Origin of the sequence: Sphingopyxis sp. GW247-27LB, assembly GCF_002277025.1 — a bacterium.
Lineage (GTDB): Bacteria > Pseudomonadota > Alphaproteobacteria > Sphingomonadales > Sphingomonadaceae > Sphingopyxis.
On sequence record NZ_NIWD01000016.1, the window covers coordinates 17,646 to 35,147 of the forward strand.

The window sequence follows — 17,502 nt, forward strand, 5'->3', positions numbered from 1 at the left end:
GTTTTGCGGCTCATTTTGCCCCCAAGACCTGCGCGTCAGGGGTGCGAGGGGTCGATATCGAGCTGCCCGAGCCGCTTGCGCAGCGTGTTGCGGTTGATGCCAAGACGTCGCGCCGCCTCGAGCTGGTTGCCGCGCACCTCGCGTAGCGTGCGGCGCAGCAGCGCCGCCTCGACGATCGCTTCGAGCCGAGCGTGGATGTCGCCGTCGGCCTCTGCGCCCGCAAGCTGCTCGCGCGCCCAGTCGTCGACCGCGCGCGCGATGAGGTCGGCGGGCCCGGCGGGGACGCCCTCGCCCTGCTCGCGCAGTACGCCCTCGACATCGCGGACGGTCACCACGGCGTCGCGTGACAGCACTGCGAGCCGCTGGACGACATTGCCGAGCTCGCGGACATTGCCCGGCCAGTCGTGGCGTTCGAGCATCTGCATGGCGGCGGGCGCGAATTCGCGAACCGGCAGCCCGAAGTGCCGACCCGCTTCGACGAAGTGGCGCACGAGCGCGGCGATGTCGCTGCGCCGGTCGCGCAGCGGCGGCAGAGTGACGGGGATGACGTTGAGGCGGTAGAAAAGATCCTCGCGAAAGCGTCCGTCGGCGACGAGCGTGTGCATGTCGCGGTGGGTCGCGGCGATGACGCGGACATCGGCCTTGAGCGACTGGCTGCCCCCGACGGTCGAATATTCATTGCTCTGGAGCACGCGCAGCAGCCGCGTCTGCGCCTCGATCGGCATGTCGCCGATCTCGTCGAGGAACAAGGTTCCGCCCGCTGCCTGCTCGAACCGCCCCGCGTTGCGGCTGTGCGCGCCGGTGAAGGCGCCCTTTTCGTGTCCGAACAGCTCAGCCTCGATCAGCTCGCGCGGAATCGCCGCCATGTTGATCGCGACGAAGGGGCCCGAGCGCCGCAGGCCCGTCGCGTGGATCGCGCGCGCGACGACCTCCTTGCCCGTCCCCGATTCGCCGAGGATCAGCACCGCGAGGTCGTTGGAGGCGAGCCGCGCGATGGTTCGATAGACCGCCTGCATTGCCGGCGCGCGGCCGACGAGCCCGTGGCTGTCGGCCTGCGCCGGATCGGCGGGCTCCACCGGCTCGGCGCGGCGCTGGAGTGCAGCGCGCACGCTCGCGATCAGCTCGTCGAGGTCGAAGGGCTTGGGGAGATAATCATAGCTGCCGATGCCCGTGGCGCGCACCGCCGTGTCGAGGGTGTTCTGCGCCGACAGCACGATCACGGGCGTGCGGGGATCGACGCCCGCCCCCGGCAGCGAGTCGATCCCGTCGCCGTCGGGGAGGACCACGTCGGTAATGATCAGGTCCGCGTTGTTGTCGGCGAGCCAGGCGTTGCGCTCGGCGACGCTCGTCACCGCGGCGAGGCGGCCGCACTCGGGGGCGAGCGTTTCGCGGATGATCATCGCGATCGCCGGATCGTCCTCGACCAGCAGGATGGTCTTGGCCCCGGTCATGCTCTCCGTCCCTTCGCCGCCGGCGCCGCGGGCAAATGCACCCGGAAGCGCGTCCAGTCGCCGTCGCGGACGTGCTGCACGGTGCCGCCCATGTCGCGCGCGAGCTTGGCGACGAGCGCGAGGCCGAGCCCCCTGCCCTCGCGCTTGGTGGTCACAAAGGGATCGAACAGGTCGCCGCGGATGTCGGCGGGAACGCCGGGGCCGTTGTCGCTGACGCTCACCTCGATCGGCAGCGCGATACGCCCGCGGCCGTCGTCCTTGTCGATCGACAGGCCGTGCCGATAGGCGGTCGCGATACGAACCACTCCGTCGCCCTGCCCGCCGAGCGCTTCGCAGGCATTGGTGAGGAGGTTGAGCAATATCTGCACCATGGCGTCATGATTGCCGTGGACGAGCGGCAGCGACGGATCGAAATCCTCGGCGAAACGGACCCCATGGTCCTGCCGCGCGCGTGCCGCCTCCATCGCCTGGTGGATCGGCTGGTAGAGGTTGATCGCGTCGCAGACGATCGGCTGACCGCGCGAGAAATGCTCCATCTGGTCGATCAGCGTCGTGATGCGATCGACCTCGGCGCAGATCAGTGTCGTGAAACGCTCGCCATCGGCGTCGGCCTTGCGCGCGAGCAGCTGCGCGGCACCCTTGATTCCCGCGAGCGGGTTCTTGATCTCGTGCGCGAGCATCGAGGCGGCCGCCCCCGCCGCGCGGCCCGACCGCCCGATCGCACCGCCCATCAGTTCGGCCTCGCTTTGCGAGGGGACGAGCGCGAGGATGCGGTGGCCGCTCGCGCCATAGGGAACCATCTGCAGGTCGGCGAACACCGTCTTGCGATCGCCGACCGAAATTTCGGCGCGGTGCGCGAACAGCGCGGAGGTCGCGGGGTCGCTCATCCGCTGGCGATAGCCGCGGTCCATGCGGATGACGTCATAGACGACGCGGCCGACCATCGCCGAACGGCTCATGTTGCACAATTGCTCGGCGGCGGCGTTGACGAACAGGATCACGCCGCCGCGGTCGATCAGCAGCGTCGCGACGGGATGCGACTGGATGAGTTCGTGATGGTCGAAGGCCGGAATGCTCGACGTCGGCGCGTTCACGCCGCGGCCCTGCTGAGGAAGGGGCCGTAGAAGCGCTCGAGCGCGTCGAGCACATCACGGCTGTCCGGAATCTGGTTCACCTTGTTGCGGAATTCGGCTGAGCCCGGCAGCCCTTTGACGTACCAGCCGAGATGCTTGCGCGCCATATTGACCCCGGTCATCTCGCCATAATGATCGAGCATCGCGCGATAATGCGTTGTGATGATCGCATATTGTTCGTCGATTCCGGGATCGGGGCGCTCGCCCTCGCCGCGCAGCGCCGCCATCACCTGGCCGAGCAGCCACGGCCGGCCATAGGCACCGCGGCCGATCATCACCCCGTCGGCGCCGCTCTGCGCCAGCGCGGTGCGCGCGTCGTCGGTCGAGCAGATGTCGCCGTTGACGATGACGGGGACCGACACCGCGTCCTTGACCCGGCGGACGAAGCCCCAGTCGGCGGTGCCGCGATACATCTGGTTGCGGGTGCGGCCGTGCACCGTCACCAACTTCGCACCCAGATCCTCGGCGATATGCGCGAGTTCGGGGGCGTTGAGGCTGTCATGGTCCCAGCCCATGCGCATCTTGACCGTTACAGGCACCGACACGGCCTTGACGCAGGCCTCGATCAGCGCAGCAGCAAGCGTCAGGTCGCGCATCAGCGCCGACCCCGCGTCGCCGTTGGTGACCTTGCGCACCGGGCAGCCCATGTTGATGTCGATGATCGCGGCGCCGCGATCCTCGTTGAGCTTCGCCGCCTCGCCCATTTCGTAGGGGGTGCAGCCGACGAGCTGCATCGACACCGGCTCCTCGACCGGGTCCCACGCCGCCTTCTGCACCGACTGGCGCGTTTCTCGGATCGCCGCTTGGCTCGCGATCATCTCGGTGACGTTGAGCCCCGAGCCGTATCGGCGCACCATCTTGCGGAACGGCAGGTCGGTGACACCCGTCATCGGCGCGAGGATTACGGGATCCGCGATGGTGATATTGCCGATCTGGATGGGCCGCAGCGGCGCCATGGCGGGGAGCTTTCGTCGAAATTGCCTAAATTTTGAGCAGCCCCTACACGTTAAGGCGCTTTCCCGCAAGCCGATGCTGCGCTAACCGGCGCGGCTTATGACCGAGTCCGCGCCTTCGCCAGCCCCGCGCGTCGCCGTGATTCTGCTCGCCGGCGGACGCGGCACGCGCGCCGGCTTTGCGCGGCCCAAGCAGCTCGAGCCGCTCGGCGGCAAGCCGGTGCTGCGCTGGAGCCTCGATGCCCTTGCGGCGCATCCCCGCGTGTCCGGCGGCGCGCTGATAGCCGGCGATGACGTCATGGCGGCCGCGCTTCCTCTGCCCGAAGGCTGGATTTCCGCGTCTCCGGGCGTCGAGCGCCAGCAATCGGTGGCGAACGGCCTTGCCGCGCTCGTGGACTGGGAGGATGAGGCGCTCGTCCTCGTGCACGATGCGGCGCGGCCCGGGGTGACCGCCGAGGTAATCGACCGCCTGCTCGCGGCGCTGGACAGCGCCGAAGCCGCGATCCCCACCCTGCCCGTCCCTGATACTTTAGTCCGGCAGGCCGGCGACGAGGCGGGCGATGTGGTCGACCGCGGCGCGCTGGCGCGCGTCCAAACCCCCCAGGCTTTCCGGCTCGGCACACTACGCCTTGCCCATGCGGCAGCGGCGGGCGAGACCGCGACCGACGACGCGCAGCTCGTGCGGCGGCTCGGCGTGCCCGTCGCGGCGGTCGCGGGCGATGCGCGGCTCCACAAACTGACATATGCCGAGGATAGGGCCATCCTCGAAGGACTGCTGGAGGCAAAGGCGATGAGGCGAACCGCGGTCGGCATGGGCTATGATGTCCACCGCCTCGTCGCGGGTAAACCTTTATGGATCGGCGGACTGGAAATCGAGCATAGTCATGGACTTGAAGGCCATAGTGATGCCGACGTCGCGCTCCACGCACTGACCGACGCGATCCTCGGCGCGCTCGGCGACGGTGACATCGGCACCCATTTCCCGCCGAGCGATCCCGAATGGCGCGGTGCCGCGTCTTGGCGCTTTCTCGATTTCGCAGCGCGGCGGGTGGAGGAAGCCGGGGGGCGGATCGACCATGTCGACCTGACGATCATTGCCGAGGCCCCCAAGATTGGCCCGCATCGGGACCGGGTGCGCGCGAGGATCGCGGAAATCCTGTCGGTTCGGCTCGAACGGGTGAGCGTCAAGGCCACGACGACCGAGCGGCTGGGTTTCACCGGACGCCGCGAAGGGATCGCCGCGCAGGCGATCGCGACCCTGTCGCTGCCGGAGAATTGAGCGCTCGCACGGGCGCGCGCATGACGCTAAATATGCGAAAGCCAAGGGCAAAGGGGGCAGTATGAAGCGAATGGCAGTGGGGGCGGCGGCCGTGGTCGCGTTGGTGGGGTCGACATCGGGGCAAGCGGCGACGAAAACCTGTATCACGCCGGCCGAAATGAACGGTCTCGTGGCCTATTTTCTTCCGCAGGTGATCGATCGGGTCGTCGAAACCTGCGGCTCGCACCTGCCTCCGACCAGCTATTTGCGAACCGGACTCGGCGCGCGCGCCGCCGAATTGCGGCAACAGGCCGACGCAGCATGGCCGCTCGCCCGATCGGGCTTCGTCAAGATCGGCAGCGGCGCGGACGAAAAGGATGTCGAGAATCTGTCCGACGAGGCGTTTCGGTCGCTGGTCGACGACGGCTTCGTCGAGACGCTCGGCATCGATATCAAGCCCGACACTTGCGCCGAGGTCAACGATATCAGCGAGGCGCTCGCCCCGCTGAGTACCGCACAAACGGTCCATCTGATCGCAGTCACGCTGACCGCGGCGGCGCGCGGCGACAAGCAGATGGCCAGCTGTGCGCGAAACGAAGCCGAACCGGGCTAGATGCCCGCGGCCCAGGAGAAACATGTGCTTTGCAAAGGCTTTCCCCATGACTGAAGCAACGACCGAAGCATCACGTCAAGCGTCGCGCGACGATCTCGCAACGCAGGTCCTCGCCAACAACCGCGTGGCGGGGCGGCGCGTGGCGGTGGCCGAAAGCTGCACCGGCGGCATGGTTTGCGCCGCGCTGACCGACATCGCCGGGAGCAGCGACGTGTTTTCAGCGGGCTTCATCACCTATTCGGCCGACGCCAAGAAAACCCAGCTCGAGGTCAGCGGCGAGATCCTCGAAACCTTCGGCGAAGTGTCGCTCGCGACCGCGTGGGCGATGGCCGCGGGCGCGCTCGCCAAAAGCGATGCCGACGTCGCGGTCGCGATCACCGGAATCGCGGGCCCCGGCGGCGGATCGGAAAAGAAGCCGGTCGGCCAGGTCGTCTTCGCGCGCGCGCTGCGCGGGCAGGATCCCGACGATTATTTCACCCAGCGCGTCCAGTTCCAGTCGACCGATCGCGCCGCTATCCGCCACGCAGCGACGCTTTTCGCACTCGACCTGCTTCAGCCCGAAAAGGATTCGCTGCGGCCGTCCGAGGACATCGAGCTTCCGGCTTGAGGGCAGCGCAAGAACAGCGCTTTGTCGGCTTGGGGGTGGATTTGAGCCATTCCCCTCCCTTTTAGGGAGGGGTTAGGGGTGGGTGCGCGAGCGGAGCGAGCCCGCAAAAGAACGCCGCCTTCGGCGGCTACCCACCCCCAGCCCCTCCCTAGAAGGGAGGGGAGAAGGTATGGCCGCAACCGGTCGGCCGCCGTCATTCGCTCGTCGCGGTTTTCACCGGATTTCTGGCGTGCGCGGCGATCGCGGGTGGAAGCTCCAGCCACGGGTGCCGGTCTTCGCACCACACCGTCTGTTCGGGCATCGGGAAACCGGGATCGGCGAAGGCGCCCGCCGCGACGCCGATCAGATGGGGCATGCGCTCGGGCTCCCACCAGAGCGACGATCCGCATTCGGGGCAGAAGTGGAAGGCGACGTCGAAGCCGCTCGCCGATGGCCGGACGAAGCGCTTGACCGAGCCCGCCGTCCGCTCGACGCGTTCGCGCGGAAAGAAGGCGGCGACGCTGAATAGCGACCCGGTTCGCCGTTGGCAGTCGAGGCAATGGCACATCGAGACCTTCGACGGCTCGCCCGCGCAGCGGAGGACGAGCTGGCCGCAATGGCAGGAGGCGTGGCGTTCCATCGCCACGACCCATATCACCGCTCAGCGGGCGAACATAGGGCGCTCAGGAGATGCGGAAACTCAGCAGCGTGAAGCGCGCGCGACCCGTCGCGTAGACGCCGTGACCGCGCCCGCCGACCGATCCGAACACCAGCCCGACGCGGGAGGACTGTCCCAGCGCCTCGCGAAACTCGCGCGGGTTCATGCCGGCGGTTCGGCTCATCACCGAACCCCAGCTTGGATCGTCGAGCCGCACCGTCAACTCGTGCACGCCGGGCGCGATCGTCTGCATGGTCGCGGGCGGCGCGAACCAGCGATAATATTGATAGCGGCCCTTCGCGGTCCAATTGTCGCCGCGGCGCTGGAAATAGAGGGTGATGGCGGCGGTGCGGTCGGGAAATTGCAAGGGGACGAAGCGAACCCCGGGAGCGGCATCGACGCGGTAGCGGACGCTGATCTTCGTCTTGCCGGCGAGACTGCCCGGATCGAAGGTAACATAATGGACATGCCCGCCGCGCCCGCGCCCGTCCGACTCGCGGGGGAAATCGAACGACCAGCCCTGTCCCCTTCCCTGCGCCGGACGCAGCGGCATGCCGACCGAATAATTCTTTCCGCGGATGATCGGGCCGATTTCCCAATCCTGCGCTGAGCCCTGCGCCATTTGACCCCAGGCGGGAACGGAGAGCGCGCCGGCGAGCAGCGCGAGGGCCAGAGGACGGGCGCGGATGCGGAATCTGTTCGTCATGCCGCCAGCCTAGCCGCTGCGCCTGACGATGCGCTGAACGACGCCTTCATCGCGCCGACAAAATAGTTTCAAGGCCCGGCGGCGCGGGCTCCGTCTTGCGATTGTCCCCGGGAGGACGTCCCGAACCGATCACAAGAGGAATTTCATGCGCAAGACTTTGCTGGCGTCGACCTGCCTGGCCGCGATGGCCGCCATGCCCGCCCACGCCGAGACCACGATCTCCACCGCCACGACGACGCCGGTCAAGACCTCGACTATCAAGTCGGGCGCGCCCGACGACATCAAGATCACCAAGGACGGCTCGATCAAGCCGACCGGCGGGACCGCGGTCACGATCGACAGCAACAACAAGGTCGTCAACGAAGGCACGATCGAGATCGGCAACGTCAATGGCGCGACGGGCATCTTCGCCAACGCCGGCGTGACGGGATCGATCACCAACGCCGCGACCGGCAAGATCATCATCAACGAACCCTATGCCCCGACCGACATCGACAATGACGGCGACATCGACGGTCCCTTCGCGGTCGGCAGCAATCGCACCGGCATCGCGACCGGTGGCGCCTTCACCGGTAACATCGTCAATTCGGGCGAGATCACGATCGAGGGCAATGATTCGGCGGGTATCCGCCTTGGCGGTCCGCTGACCGGCAAATTCACCAATGACGGCACCATCTCGGTGCTCGGCGACAATGCGCTTGGCGTCGGGTTGCAGGACGTCACCGGCAACGTGCGCCTCGCCGGCAAGATTGCCGCGATCGGCGAGAACGCGATGGCGGCGCAGCTCACCGGCGACATCACCGGCGCGCTCGAGGTGCAGGGCGAACTGACCGCGAGCGGCTATCGCTACACCACCGCGCCCGCCGACCCGTCGAAGCTCGACGCCGACGACCTGCTGCAGGGCGGCCCGGCGCTGTCGATCGAGGGCGACGTGACCGGCGGCATCATCCTGTCGGTCCCGCCCAAGGACTCGAGCGAAACCGACAAGGACGAGGATGACGACGGCATCGAGGACGCCAAGGAAGGCTCGGCTGCCGTGCGCTCCTTCGGGTCGGCTCCGGCGATGCAGGTTGGCTCGGCGAGCCGCGACATCACGATCGGCGCGGTCGCCGGGACCGGCACCAATTTCGGTCTGATCATCAATGGCGGGGTCGTCGGCAGCGGCGTCTACACCGGCGTCGATTCGACGGGCCTCCAGATCGGCGGCCTTGGCGGCGCGGTCGATATTTCGGGCGGCGTCAGCGTCGGCGGCGCGGTGAACGCGATTTCGAAGGATGCCTCGGCCACCGCGATGCGAATCGGCGCGGGCGCGACGGTTCCCGAAATCCGCGTTTCGGGCAAGGTCGACGCGACCACCGGCGGCAAGGCGGCTGACTCGGTCGCAACCGCGATTCTGGTCGAGACCGGCAGCAACGTTGGCCTGATCCGCAACAGCGGCACGGTCAGCGCCAAGGTTGGCGGCGAAGACGCCACCGCGCGCGCGATCGTCGACCTGTCGGGCAATGTCGATCTGGTCGAGAACAGCGGTGCGATCAGCGCCACCGGCGGCAAGGACGCCGCCGACAATATCGCGATCGACCTCGTCGCCAATGCGGGCGGCGCGACGGTGAAGCAGATCGCGGTCGGCGAAGGCAAGACCGCGCCGAGCATCGTCGGCGACGTTCGCTTCGGCGGCGGCAGCGACGTCTTCGATATCGCGGACGGCACAGTGAAGGGCAACACGAGCTTCGGCGCCGGCAACAACCAGCTGAAACTATCGGGCGACGCCGCCTATACCGGCAACGCGACCTTCGGCGGCGGCAACGACAGCATCGCGATGGAGGGTTCGTCGCGCTTCACCGGGCTCGCCGATTTCGGCGGCGGCAGCGATACGCTGAGCATCGGCGGTGCATCGGTCTTTTCGGGCACGCTCGCCAATTCGGCGGGGCTTGGCGTGAGCGTCGACGGCGGCGTCTTCGACGTCCAGGGTGCGGCGACGATTTCCTCGCTTTCGGTCGCCGGCGAGGGCGTGCTGGGCGTGACGCTCGACGGCGGCGACGGCGGCACCGCGCTGACGGTGACCGGCAATGCGAGCTTCGACGAGGATTCGAAGCTCGCGCTCCAGCTCACCAGCATCGACGGCGCCGAGGGCGAGCATGTCGTGCTGTCGGCGGGCTCGCTGACGGGCGCCGACAATCTGACCGCCGAAACGACGCTCCTCCCCTTCCTCTACAAGGGCGAGCTGACGGCGAGCGGGAACACGCTGGTCGTCGACGTGTCGCGCAAGAGCGTCAGCGAACTCGGGCTCAACCGCTCCGAAGCGAGCGCGTTCGACGCGGCGTTCGAGGCGCTGGGCGCCGACGAGGATATCGAGGGCGTGTTCCTGCGCATCGCCGACGGCGAGCAGTTCCGCGGCCAGCTCCAGCAGATGCTGCCCGAGCATGAGGGCGGCGTGTTCGAAACCGTCACCACCGGCTCACGCGCGCTGGCGCGCTACCTCCAGGATCCCAACGCACCGTTCCAGGACGAGGGCAAATGGGGTTATTGGGTGAACCAGGCCGTGTGGGGTACCTCGAAGGGCATCGGCGACACCGCGAGCTACGACGTCACCGGCTGGGGCATCTCGCTCGGCGCCGAGATCAAGACCGACCTCGGCAATTTCGGCGGCTCGGTCGCCTTCCTCAGCGGCAAGGACGGCAACGGCAGCAACGACAATGAGGTGAGCACGAGCCAGTTCGAGGGCGCGCTGCACTGGCGCCTGCGGTCGGACGGCTTCATGGCCAATGCCCGCGTGTCGGGCGCGCCAATCAAGATGAAGGGCACCCGCAACTTCCGCGCCGAAGCCGGTGCCGATGACATCGACAAGACGATGCGCGGGAAATGGGACGGCACGCTCTATTCGGCGTCGGGCTCGCTGGCCTATGACGCGCGGACGAGCGGCAACCTGTCGTTCCGCCCGATGGTCGCGGTCGATTATTACAAGCTGAAGGAGGACGGCTACACCGAAACCGGTGGCGGCGACGCACTCGACCTCAATGTGCTCGGCCGCAGCAGCGACGAGCTGGCGGTGACCGGGACGGTCGCGGTCGGTCTCGATTTCGGCGGCAACGACGAATATGACGGCTGGACGCGCTTCGAGGTCGAAGCCGGCCGGCGCCAGCTCGTCGGCGGCTCGCTGGGCGCGACGGTCGCCTCGTTCAAGGACGGCGACGCCTTCACCCTGATTCCCGAGGAACGCACGAGCGGCTGGGTCGGGCGCCTGCGCGCGATCGCCGGCAACTCGGCTTTCCAGGTTGGCGGCGAAGTCTCCGCGGAGGAACAGCAAAGCCACTTCGGCTGGTCGTTCCGCGCCAGCCTCAAGGTCGGCCTGTAAGGCCGGCACGAACTGCGGATCGACCCAAAGCCCCCCGGGTCGGTCCCGCCCGCAAGGGGGAAGCCCTCCTCACCCTGCTTCCCCCTTGCCTAGGGCCCTTTTGGATAGATCGACCGATGCTCGCTCTGGCAGCCTCCCCCCACCCCTTCATTCCCGCGCCGCGGTTGCGCGCGCTCGCCGAGCCGCTATATGAGGGCGCCATCAGGGGGACGTACCGGGCCAGGGGTGCGGGTACCGGCTCACAACGAACGGCGTTCCTAACCAAGCGAAGCATGACCCAGGCGACCGATCGAACCGACGCCGCGCAAGGCATCGAAGGCGTATTGCTCGCCAACCGTGAACGCATCGTGCGTTTCCTGGTGGTGCGCGGCGCGGGCGATGCGGCGGAGGATCTGTTTCAGGACCTTTGGATGCGCCTGACCGAGCGCCGCATGGGGCCGGTCGCCGATCCGCTGGCCTATGCGATGCGCGCTGCGAACAATCTCATGCTCGACCGCTATCGCTCGGCGCGCCAGAGCGATCTGCGCGACAAGGCGTGGGGCGAAAGCGCCGCCGTCCAGAAACCCTCGGCCGAAAGCACCCTGATCTCTCGCGAGCAGCTCGCACTCGTCGAACAAGCGATCGCCGCGACCGGCGAACGCCCCGCGCGCATCTTTCGCCGGTTTCGCGTCGACGGCGCGCAACAGCGCGAAATCGCCGCCGAAATGGGTATCAGCCTGAGCACCGTCGAGGCCGATCTGCGCAAGGTCTATGCCGCGCTCGCCGCAGTGAGGAGGCAGTTCGATGCGCCCTGACCTGCACCCTGACATCGAAGCGCGGGCCATCGACTGGATGATCCGCCAGCGCGACCCCGGCTTTGCCGAGTGGGACGCCTTCGCGGACTGGCTGGCCGAGGATCCCGGCCACGCCGACGCCTATGACGCGATCGCCAGCCTCGACGCCGACCTCGATGCGCTGCCCCCGGCCGCGAAGCCGCAGGTCGTGTGGGAAGAAACGCCGGTGCGCCGCCGTCCGTCGCGCCGCGCCTGGTTCGGCGGGGCGGTCGCTGCCGCGCTCGTCGCGGTGGTGAGCGTTTCGAGCTTCAATCTGCTCGGCGATGCGAACCGCATCGAGACCGCGGCGGGCGAGCACCGCACCATCACGCTCGCCGACGGATCGAAGATCGAGATCAATGGCGCGTCGCTGGTGACGCTCGACGACGATCGCCCACGCTTCGCCCGGCTCGAACGCGGCGAGGCGATGTTCCATGTCGTCCACCGCGACGGCGACCCCTTCGTCGTCGAAGCGGGCAAGGCCGAGATCGTCGACCTCGGCACCGCTTTCAACGTCGTCCGGCGGAACGCGGGAACGTCGGTGGCGGTGTCCGAAGGCGTCGTCGCCTATAATCCGCGGCGCGAGAATGTCCGCGTCGTCGCCGGACAGGGACTCGACGCTACCGACGATGGCCAGGAGGCGCCCAAGGTTCATGATGTCGAGGTCGCCAACGTCGGCGGCTGGCGCACCGGCCTGCTCGTCTACAACGGAACCCCGCTGACCGACGTCGCCGACGATCTGCGGCGCACTGCAGGAATGGAGATCCGCATCGCGCCCGAGGCGAGCGATCTGTCCTTCCGCGGCGCGCTGATCATCGCCGAGGACCGCGGCCGCACCGTCGCCGACCTCGCCGCCCTGTCGGGCACACGCGCCGAACGGCGGGGCGACGGCTGGGTGTTGACGCGCTGAGATGACGGGCCGCTTTCCCCTGATCGCGGCCACCGCGCTGTGCGTCTCCGTCCAGGCGCAGGCGGCGGAGCAGCATCGGTTCGACGTTCCGGCGGGTAATTTGTCGACCGCCTTGCCGGTGCTGAGCCGCCAGGCGGGGGTCAGCATCAGCGTCGCCGACGCCGACCTGTGGAACGGCCGCGTCAAGGCCGTGCGCGGGCGGATGAGCGTCGAGGATGCGATCCGCCGCATGCTCGCGGGCTCCGATGCGCGCGCGGTGCGCGTGAGCGAAACGAGCTGGCGCATCGAGCGGCGCCCGCCCTCGCCGCGCGTGGCCCGCCGCGCCACCTCGCCGCCGCGCCACGCGACGCGCCCGGGCCCGGCCCCTGATGGCGTCGCGCCGCCTGGGGACGAGATTATCGTCACCGCGTCGAAGACCGATCTTCCCCATTCGCATTTTGCGGGCGTCGCCACCGTTCTCGATGGCGGCGATTTGGCGTTCGGCGGCGAGCGCGGGATGGAATCGATCCTCGCGCGCATGGCGACCGTCTCCTCGACCCATCTGGGATCGGGGCGCAACAAGCTGTTCATCCGCGGCATTGCCGATTCGAGCTTCACCGGCCCGACCCAGTCGACGGTCGGCCAATATCTGGGCGACATCCGCCTGAGCTACAACGCGCCCGACCCCGATCTCCGCCTCTACGACGTCGACAGCGTCGAGATTCTCGAAGGCCCGCAGGGCACGCTCTATGGCGCGGGGTCGCTCGGCGGCATCATCCGGGTCGTGCCGAAGGCGCCGACCCCCGATCGGATGGAATTGCAGGCGATCGCCGGCGCCTCGGTGACCCAGCACGGCGACCCGGGCGGCGACCTCGGCGCCATCGCCAATGTGCCGGTCGGCGACCGCCATGCGCTGCGCCTCGTCGGCTATATGCTGACCGACGGCGGTTATATCGACAATCCGCTGCGCGGCCAGGACGACGTCAATCGCGTCGAGGTCCGCGGCGGTCGCGGCACCTTCCGCCTCGACGTGGGCGATGACTGGACCGTCGATCTCGGCGGCGTCTATCAGGCCACGACCTCGAAAGACGCGCAATACGCCGACAAGGATGCGCCGCCGCTGACCCGCTATTCGCTGGTCGAGCAGAACGCCCGCGCGCGCTACGGCATGGCGACGCTGGTTGTCGCGAAGGATTGGGGCGACCTGCACTTCCAGTCGTCGAACGCCTTCATCAGTCATCGCCTGTTCGAGCGGTTCGACGCAAGCGGCGCCGATGGCGAGCCGCGCGTGCTCGACCAGTCGAACCGGACGCGCATGTTCGTCAGCGAGACGCGGCTCTCGCGGCCCTTCCACGAGGGGTTGGGCTGGGTGGTCGGCGCGAGCTTCGTCGACAACAGGACGCGCCAGCAGCGCGAATATGGCGAACTCTCTTTCCAGGCACCGCTGACGGGGGTGACCAACCGCATCACCGAATTCACCGGTTATGGCGAGGCGACGGTCGAACTGATGCCGAAGCTGCTCGTCGCCGGCGGCCTCCGGGTTTCGCACGCGCGGCTCGGCGGCAGCGGCGAGGATGTGCCTTTCGCGATCGCGATGGCCGAACGGGCGATCACCGCGCACCGAACCGAGACCGACCTTCTTCCCTCCTTCTCGGTGCTCGCGAAGCCTGTGCGCAATGTCACGCTTTACGCCCGCTATCAGGAGGGTTTCCGTCCCGGCGGGCTTGCGATCGATAGCAGCTTCGTGCGGCGATTCCGCAACGACCAGGTCCGCACATGGGAAGGCGGCGTGCGCTTCGGCGAGAAGGGCCAGAGCCCCTTCGACGCCCATATTTCAATATCCTACAGCCGTTGGCGCGACATCCAGGCCGATTTCATCGATTCGAACGGCTTCCCCAGCACGGCCAATATCGGCGATGGGCGCATCACGAGCATTTCGGGCGCCTTCGCGGTGCAGCCTTTGCCGTCGCTGTCGCTGGAGGTCGGCGCGGTCTACAACCACAGCCGGGTCGATGAACTGTTCGCGGGCGAATTGCGGACGATCGCGACGCGATTTGCCGCCGATGGTCAGGCGCCCCAGTTTTCCGCGCTGCTGGCGCGGCTTGGGCAAATCCCCAACATTGCGCGCTACGCCGTTCGCGGCGCGGTGAATTATGCGATCCCGATCGGCGACGAGGATTTCCGCGTCAACGGCTGGGCCCATTATGTCGGGCCGTCGCGGCTCGGGATCGGGCCGATCCTCGGCGAAGGCCAGGGCGATTATGTCGACACGGGGCTCGCGGCGCGCATCGGAAACGAGCGGCGCGGCTTGTCGCTGACGCTGACGAACCTGTTCGACGCCCGCGGCAACCGCTTCGCGCTCGGCACGCCCTTCGTCGAGGGGAGCGCGGGCTATCTGACCCCGCTGCGCCCCCGGACGCTGCGGATCGCGGTCGACGTGGCCTATTGAAGGGCCCCTCCTCCGAAGAGGAGGGGCTTTTCGTCAGTCGGCCAGCGCCAGCCGCTCGTAGCGGTCCATATGATAGTCGGCGCTGCCGAACAGGCCTTCGATCAGCGTCGCGCGCTTGAAATAATGACCGATGGCCAGTTCCTGCGTGATGCCGATGCCGCCGTGGGTCTGGATCGCGTTCTGGCCGACGAATTTCGCGCCGCGGGCGACCTTGTTTTTCGCCGCCGACACCGCCGCCATGCGTTCCGTCTCGGGCAGGTCGAGCTTCAGCGTGCCCATGATCGTCATCGAGCGCGCCTGCTCGACCTCCATGAACATGTCGACCATGCGGTGCTGGAGGACCTGGAACTTGGCGATCGGCACCCCGAACTGCTTGCGCTGCTGCGTATATTCGAGCGTGCCTTCGTGGAGCTTCTGCATCACGCCGGTCGCCTCGGCGCAGACCGCGACCGTGGCTTCGTCGACGATCTGTTCGATAAGCGACAAGCCCGTTCCTTCGCCGCCGAGCAGCGCGTCGCCGGGGATCGCGACATTTTCGAAATAGATTTCCGAGGCGCGGTTGCCATCGACGGTCGGATAGTCGCGGCGAACGATGCCGGGCAGCTTCGCGTCGATCAGGAACAGCGACACGCCATCCCTGTCGCGCTGATTGCCACCGGTGCGCGCGGTGACGAGCAGGTGCGTCGCCCAGGGCGCGGCATAGACGACGCCCTTGTGGCCATTGAGTACCCAGCCCGCGCCGTCCTTCTTCGCGGTGGTCTTGAGGTTGGCGAGGTCGTAGCGGCCCTGCGGTTCGGCATAGGCGAAGGCGACAATCGCATTGCCCGCGATGATCTCCGGGATCATCGCGTCGGCCTGCGCGCCGCTGACGGCCTTGAGCGCGCCGCCTGCGATTACGACGGTCGGCAGATAGGGCTCGATCGCGATGACCTTGCCCAGTTCCTCCATGATGATCGCATTTTCGAGCGCGCCGCCGCCGAGCCCGCCATGCTCCTCGGCGAAGGAGGCGCCGAGCATGCCGAGGTCCTGCGCCAGCGCGGTCCAGATCGCGGGGTCGCGCCCGACCTCGCTGTCGATGAACTTCTGGCGCGTCTCGAAGCCGTAGGTGTCGCTCAGGAAGCGCGCCAGCGTGTCGCGGATCATGTCCTGCGTTTCGGTGTAGGTGAAATCCATTTCTTTTCCCCGTCGCCCCCGCGAAGGCGGGGGCCGCTGTCGTTCTATATTGCGGTGATGGGCAAGGCCGATTGCGTCCCCCGCCTTCGCGGGGGCGACGCTCTCATCAGAGTCCCAAAACCATCTTCGCGATGATGTTGCGCTGGATCTCGTTCGACCCGCCGTAGATCGTCGTCTTGCGCATGTTGAAATAGGTCGGCGCGGCGCGATGGGCATAGTCGGGCCCGATCGGATGCTCGTTGTCGCCCTCTCCAAACCCTCTGAAATAGGGCGCGCCGTAGTGGCCGACCGCCTCCAGCGTCAGCTCGGTCAGTCGCTGCTGGATTTCACTGCCCTTGATCTTGAGCAGGCTCGACTCGGGCCCTGGCCCCTTGCCCGCGTTGGGGCCCGCGAGGCCCCGCAATTCGGTAAATTCGAGCGCTGTCAGGTCGATCTCGAGCTCGGCGACCTTGCGCTTGAAGAAAGCGTTGGCGAGCAGCGGCTGGTCGCCGTCGAGCTCGGTCCTTGCGATCGCCTTGACGCGTTCGACCCCGCGCTTCGACGCCGCGACGCCCGCGATGCCGGTACGTTCGTGCGCGAGCAGGAACTTGGCGCAGGTCCAGCCCTTGTTCTCTTCATAGACGCGCTGCGACTGCGGCACGCGGACATCCTCAAGGAAGACCTCGTTCACCTCATGCTCGCCGCCCAGCGTGATGATCGGGCGCACGGTGATGCCGGGCGATTTCATGTCGATCAGGAGGAAGCTGATGCCTTCCTGCTGCTTCGCTTCCTTGTCGGTGCGGACGAGGAAAAAGCCCCAGTCGGCGTGCTGCGCCATCGTCGTCCAGGTCTTTTGCCCGTTGACGATATAGTCGTCGCCGTCGCGCACCGCCGCGGTGCGGAGCGAGGCGAGGTCGGAACCCGAACCCGGCTCCGAATAGCCCTGGCACCACCAGTCCTCGCCCGACAGGATGCGCGGCAGGAAATGCGCCTTCTGCTCGGGCGTACCGAAGGTGTAGATCACCGGGCCGACCATCGATAGGCCGAAGGGCATCAGCCGGATGCAGTCGGCGCGCGCGGTTTCCTCGGAAAAGATGAAGCGCTGCGTCGGGGTCCAGCCGGTGCCGCCATATTCGACCGGCCACGCGGGGGCGACCCAGCCCTTCTTGTGGAGGATGCGGTGCCAGGAGAGGAAATCCTCCTTGGTGAGCTCGTCGCCCTCGTCCTGCTTGCCGCGCAGTTCGGCGGGGTAGTTTTCGGCGATGAAGCTGCGCACTTCCTGCTGGAAGGCGAGGTCTTCGGGGCTGAACTCCATGTCCATTGACGATTCTCCCTTGGGCAATGGGCTCTTATAATAAGCACTCACGTTTACGTAAACGGTAAGTTGCGACCCGCAACCTTCCGGCGTGTCAACATGGCGAAAAGATTGCGCCGAACATCGCGGCTTGTCCAGCGCCCTTCCCTTCCCCATGATGCCGGAAACGGGTGGG

At 67.5% G+C, this 17,502-nt stretch carries 14 protein-coding genes; 7 read left to right on the plus strand and 7 right to left on the minus strand.

The annotated features are described in order from the left end of the window. Positions 1–35 precede the first annotated feature (35 nt). Genes ntrC through dusB form a run of 3 tightly spaced genes read right to left on the minus strand, consistent with a single transcriptional unit; the run spans position 36 to position 3,540 of the window. The gene (gene ntrC / locus CD928_RS21280; RefSeq protein WP_095389110.1) at positions 36–1,451 is read right to left on the minus strand and encodes a nitrogen regulation protein NR(I); all 1,416 of its coding nucleotides are present in this window, start codon (positions 1,449–1,451) and stop codon (positions 36–38) included. After that, complete coding sequence (locus CD928_RS21285; protein WP_095389111.1) at positions 1,448–2,545, minus strand: nitrogen regulation protein NR(II); 1,098 nt, start codon at positions 2,543–2,545, stop codon at positions 1,448–1,450. The genes ntrC and CD928_RS21285 overlap by 4 nt, the downstream gene beginning before the upstream one ends. Further along, a complete protein-coding gene (dusB, locus tag CD928_RS21290; RefSeq protein WP_095389112.1) occupies positions 2,542–3,540 on the minus strand; it encodes a tRNA dihydrouridine synthase DusB in 999 nt (332 codons plus the stop codon). Before dusB ends, CD928_RS21285 begins: the two co-directional genes overlap by 4 nt. A gap of 97 nt (positions 3,541–3,637) precedes the next feature. On the opposite strand from dusB, the gene CD928_RS21295 reads away from it, so the two are divergent. The 3 genes from CD928_RS21295 to CD928_RS21305 all read left to right on the plus strand — a co-directional run bounded on the left by CD928_RS21295 (position 3,638) and on the right by CD928_RS21305 (position 6,015). After that, complete coding sequence (locus tag CD928_RS21295; protein ID WP_095389113.1) at positions 3,638–4,816, plus strand: bifunctional 2-C-methyl-D-erythritol 4-phosphate cytidylyltransferase/2-C-methyl-D-erythritol 2,4-cyclodiphosphate synthase; 1,179 nt, start codon at positions 3,638–3,640, stop codon at positions 4,814–4,816. 169 nt (positions 4,817–4,985) lie between these two features. After that, the gene (locus tag CD928_RS21300; protein WP_141237225.1) at positions 4,986–5,408 is read left to right on the plus strand and encodes a hypothetical protein; all 423 of its coding nucleotides are present in this window, start codon (positions 4,986–4,988) and stop codon (positions 5,406–5,408) included. A gap of 46 nt (positions 5,409–5,454) precedes the next feature. Beyond that, complete coding sequence (locus CD928_RS21305; RefSeq protein ID WP_095389115.1) at positions 5,455–6,015, plus strand: CinA family protein; 561 nt, start codon at positions 5,455–5,457, stop codon at positions 6,013–6,015. A 193-nt stretch (positions 6,016–6,208) separates the two neighbouring features. Here CD928_RS21305 and CD928_RS21310 read toward each other — a convergent pair whose 3' ends face one another. Both CD928_RS21310 and CD928_RS21315 read right to left on the minus strand, forming a co-directional pair. Then, positions 6,209–6,634 (minus strand): GFA family protein, encoded by a 426-nt coding sequence (locus CD928_RS21310; RefSeq protein ID WP_095389116.1) that lies wholly within the window; start codon positions 6,632–6,634, stop codon positions 6,209–6,211. A 43-nt stretch (positions 6,635–6,677) separates the two neighbouring features. After that, a complete protein-coding gene (locus CD928_RS21315; protein WP_095389117.1) occupies positions 6,678–7,358 on the minus strand; it encodes a hypothetical protein in 681 nt (226 codons plus the stop codon). 145 nt (positions 7,359–7,503) lie between these two features. On the opposite strand from CD928_RS21315, the gene CD928_RS21320 reads away from it, so the two are divergent. From CD928_RS21320 to CD928_RS21335, 4 genes are all read left to right on the plus strand, one after another. After that, positions 7,504–10,710: an autotransporter domain-containing protein gene (locus CD928_RS21320; protein WP_095389118.1), complete on the plus strand. Its 3,207-nt coding sequence runs from the start codon at positions 7,504–7,506 to the stop codon at positions 10,708–10,710. Positions 10,711–10,874: 164 nt separating this feature from the next. Further along, complete coding sequence (locus tag CD928_RS21325; RefSeq protein WP_369679317.1) at positions 10,875–11,504, plus strand: RNA polymerase sigma factor; 630 nt, start codon at positions 10,875–10,877, stop codon at positions 11,502–11,504. Next, positions 11,494–12,432: a FecR family protein gene (locus CD928_RS21330; RefSeq protein ID WP_095389120.1), complete on the plus strand. Its 939-nt coding sequence runs from the start codon at positions 11,494–11,496 to the stop codon at positions 12,430–12,432. The genes CD928_RS21325 and CD928_RS21330 overlap by 11 nt, the downstream gene beginning before the upstream one ends. 1 nt (position 12,433) lies before the next feature. Beyond that, positions 12,434–14,860, plus strand: a complete 2,427-nt coding sequence (locus CD928_RS21335; RefSeq protein WP_095389121.1) for a TonB-dependent receptor — start codon at positions 12,434–12,436, stop codon at positions 14,858–14,860. Positions 14,861–14,893: 33 nt separating this feature from the next. Here CD928_RS21335 and CD928_RS21340 read toward each other — a convergent pair whose 3' ends face one another. Both CD928_RS21340 and CD928_RS21345 read right to left on the minus strand, forming a co-directional pair. Further along, the gene (locus CD928_RS21340) at positions 14,894–16,033 is read right to left on the minus strand and encodes an acyl-CoA dehydrogenase family protein (RefSeq protein ID WP_095389122.1); all 1,140 of its coding nucleotides are present in this window, start codon (positions 16,031–16,033) and stop codon (positions 14,894–14,896) included. Positions 16,034–16,139: 106 nt separating this feature from the next. Beyond that, the gene (locus tag CD928_RS21345) at positions 16,140–17,333 is read right to left on the minus strand and encodes an acyl-CoA dehydrogenase family protein (RefSeq protein WP_095389123.1); all 1,194 of its coding nucleotides are present in this window, start codon (positions 17,331–17,333) and stop codon (positions 16,140–16,142) included. Between the last annotated feature and the right edge of the window lie 169 nt (positions 17,334–17,502).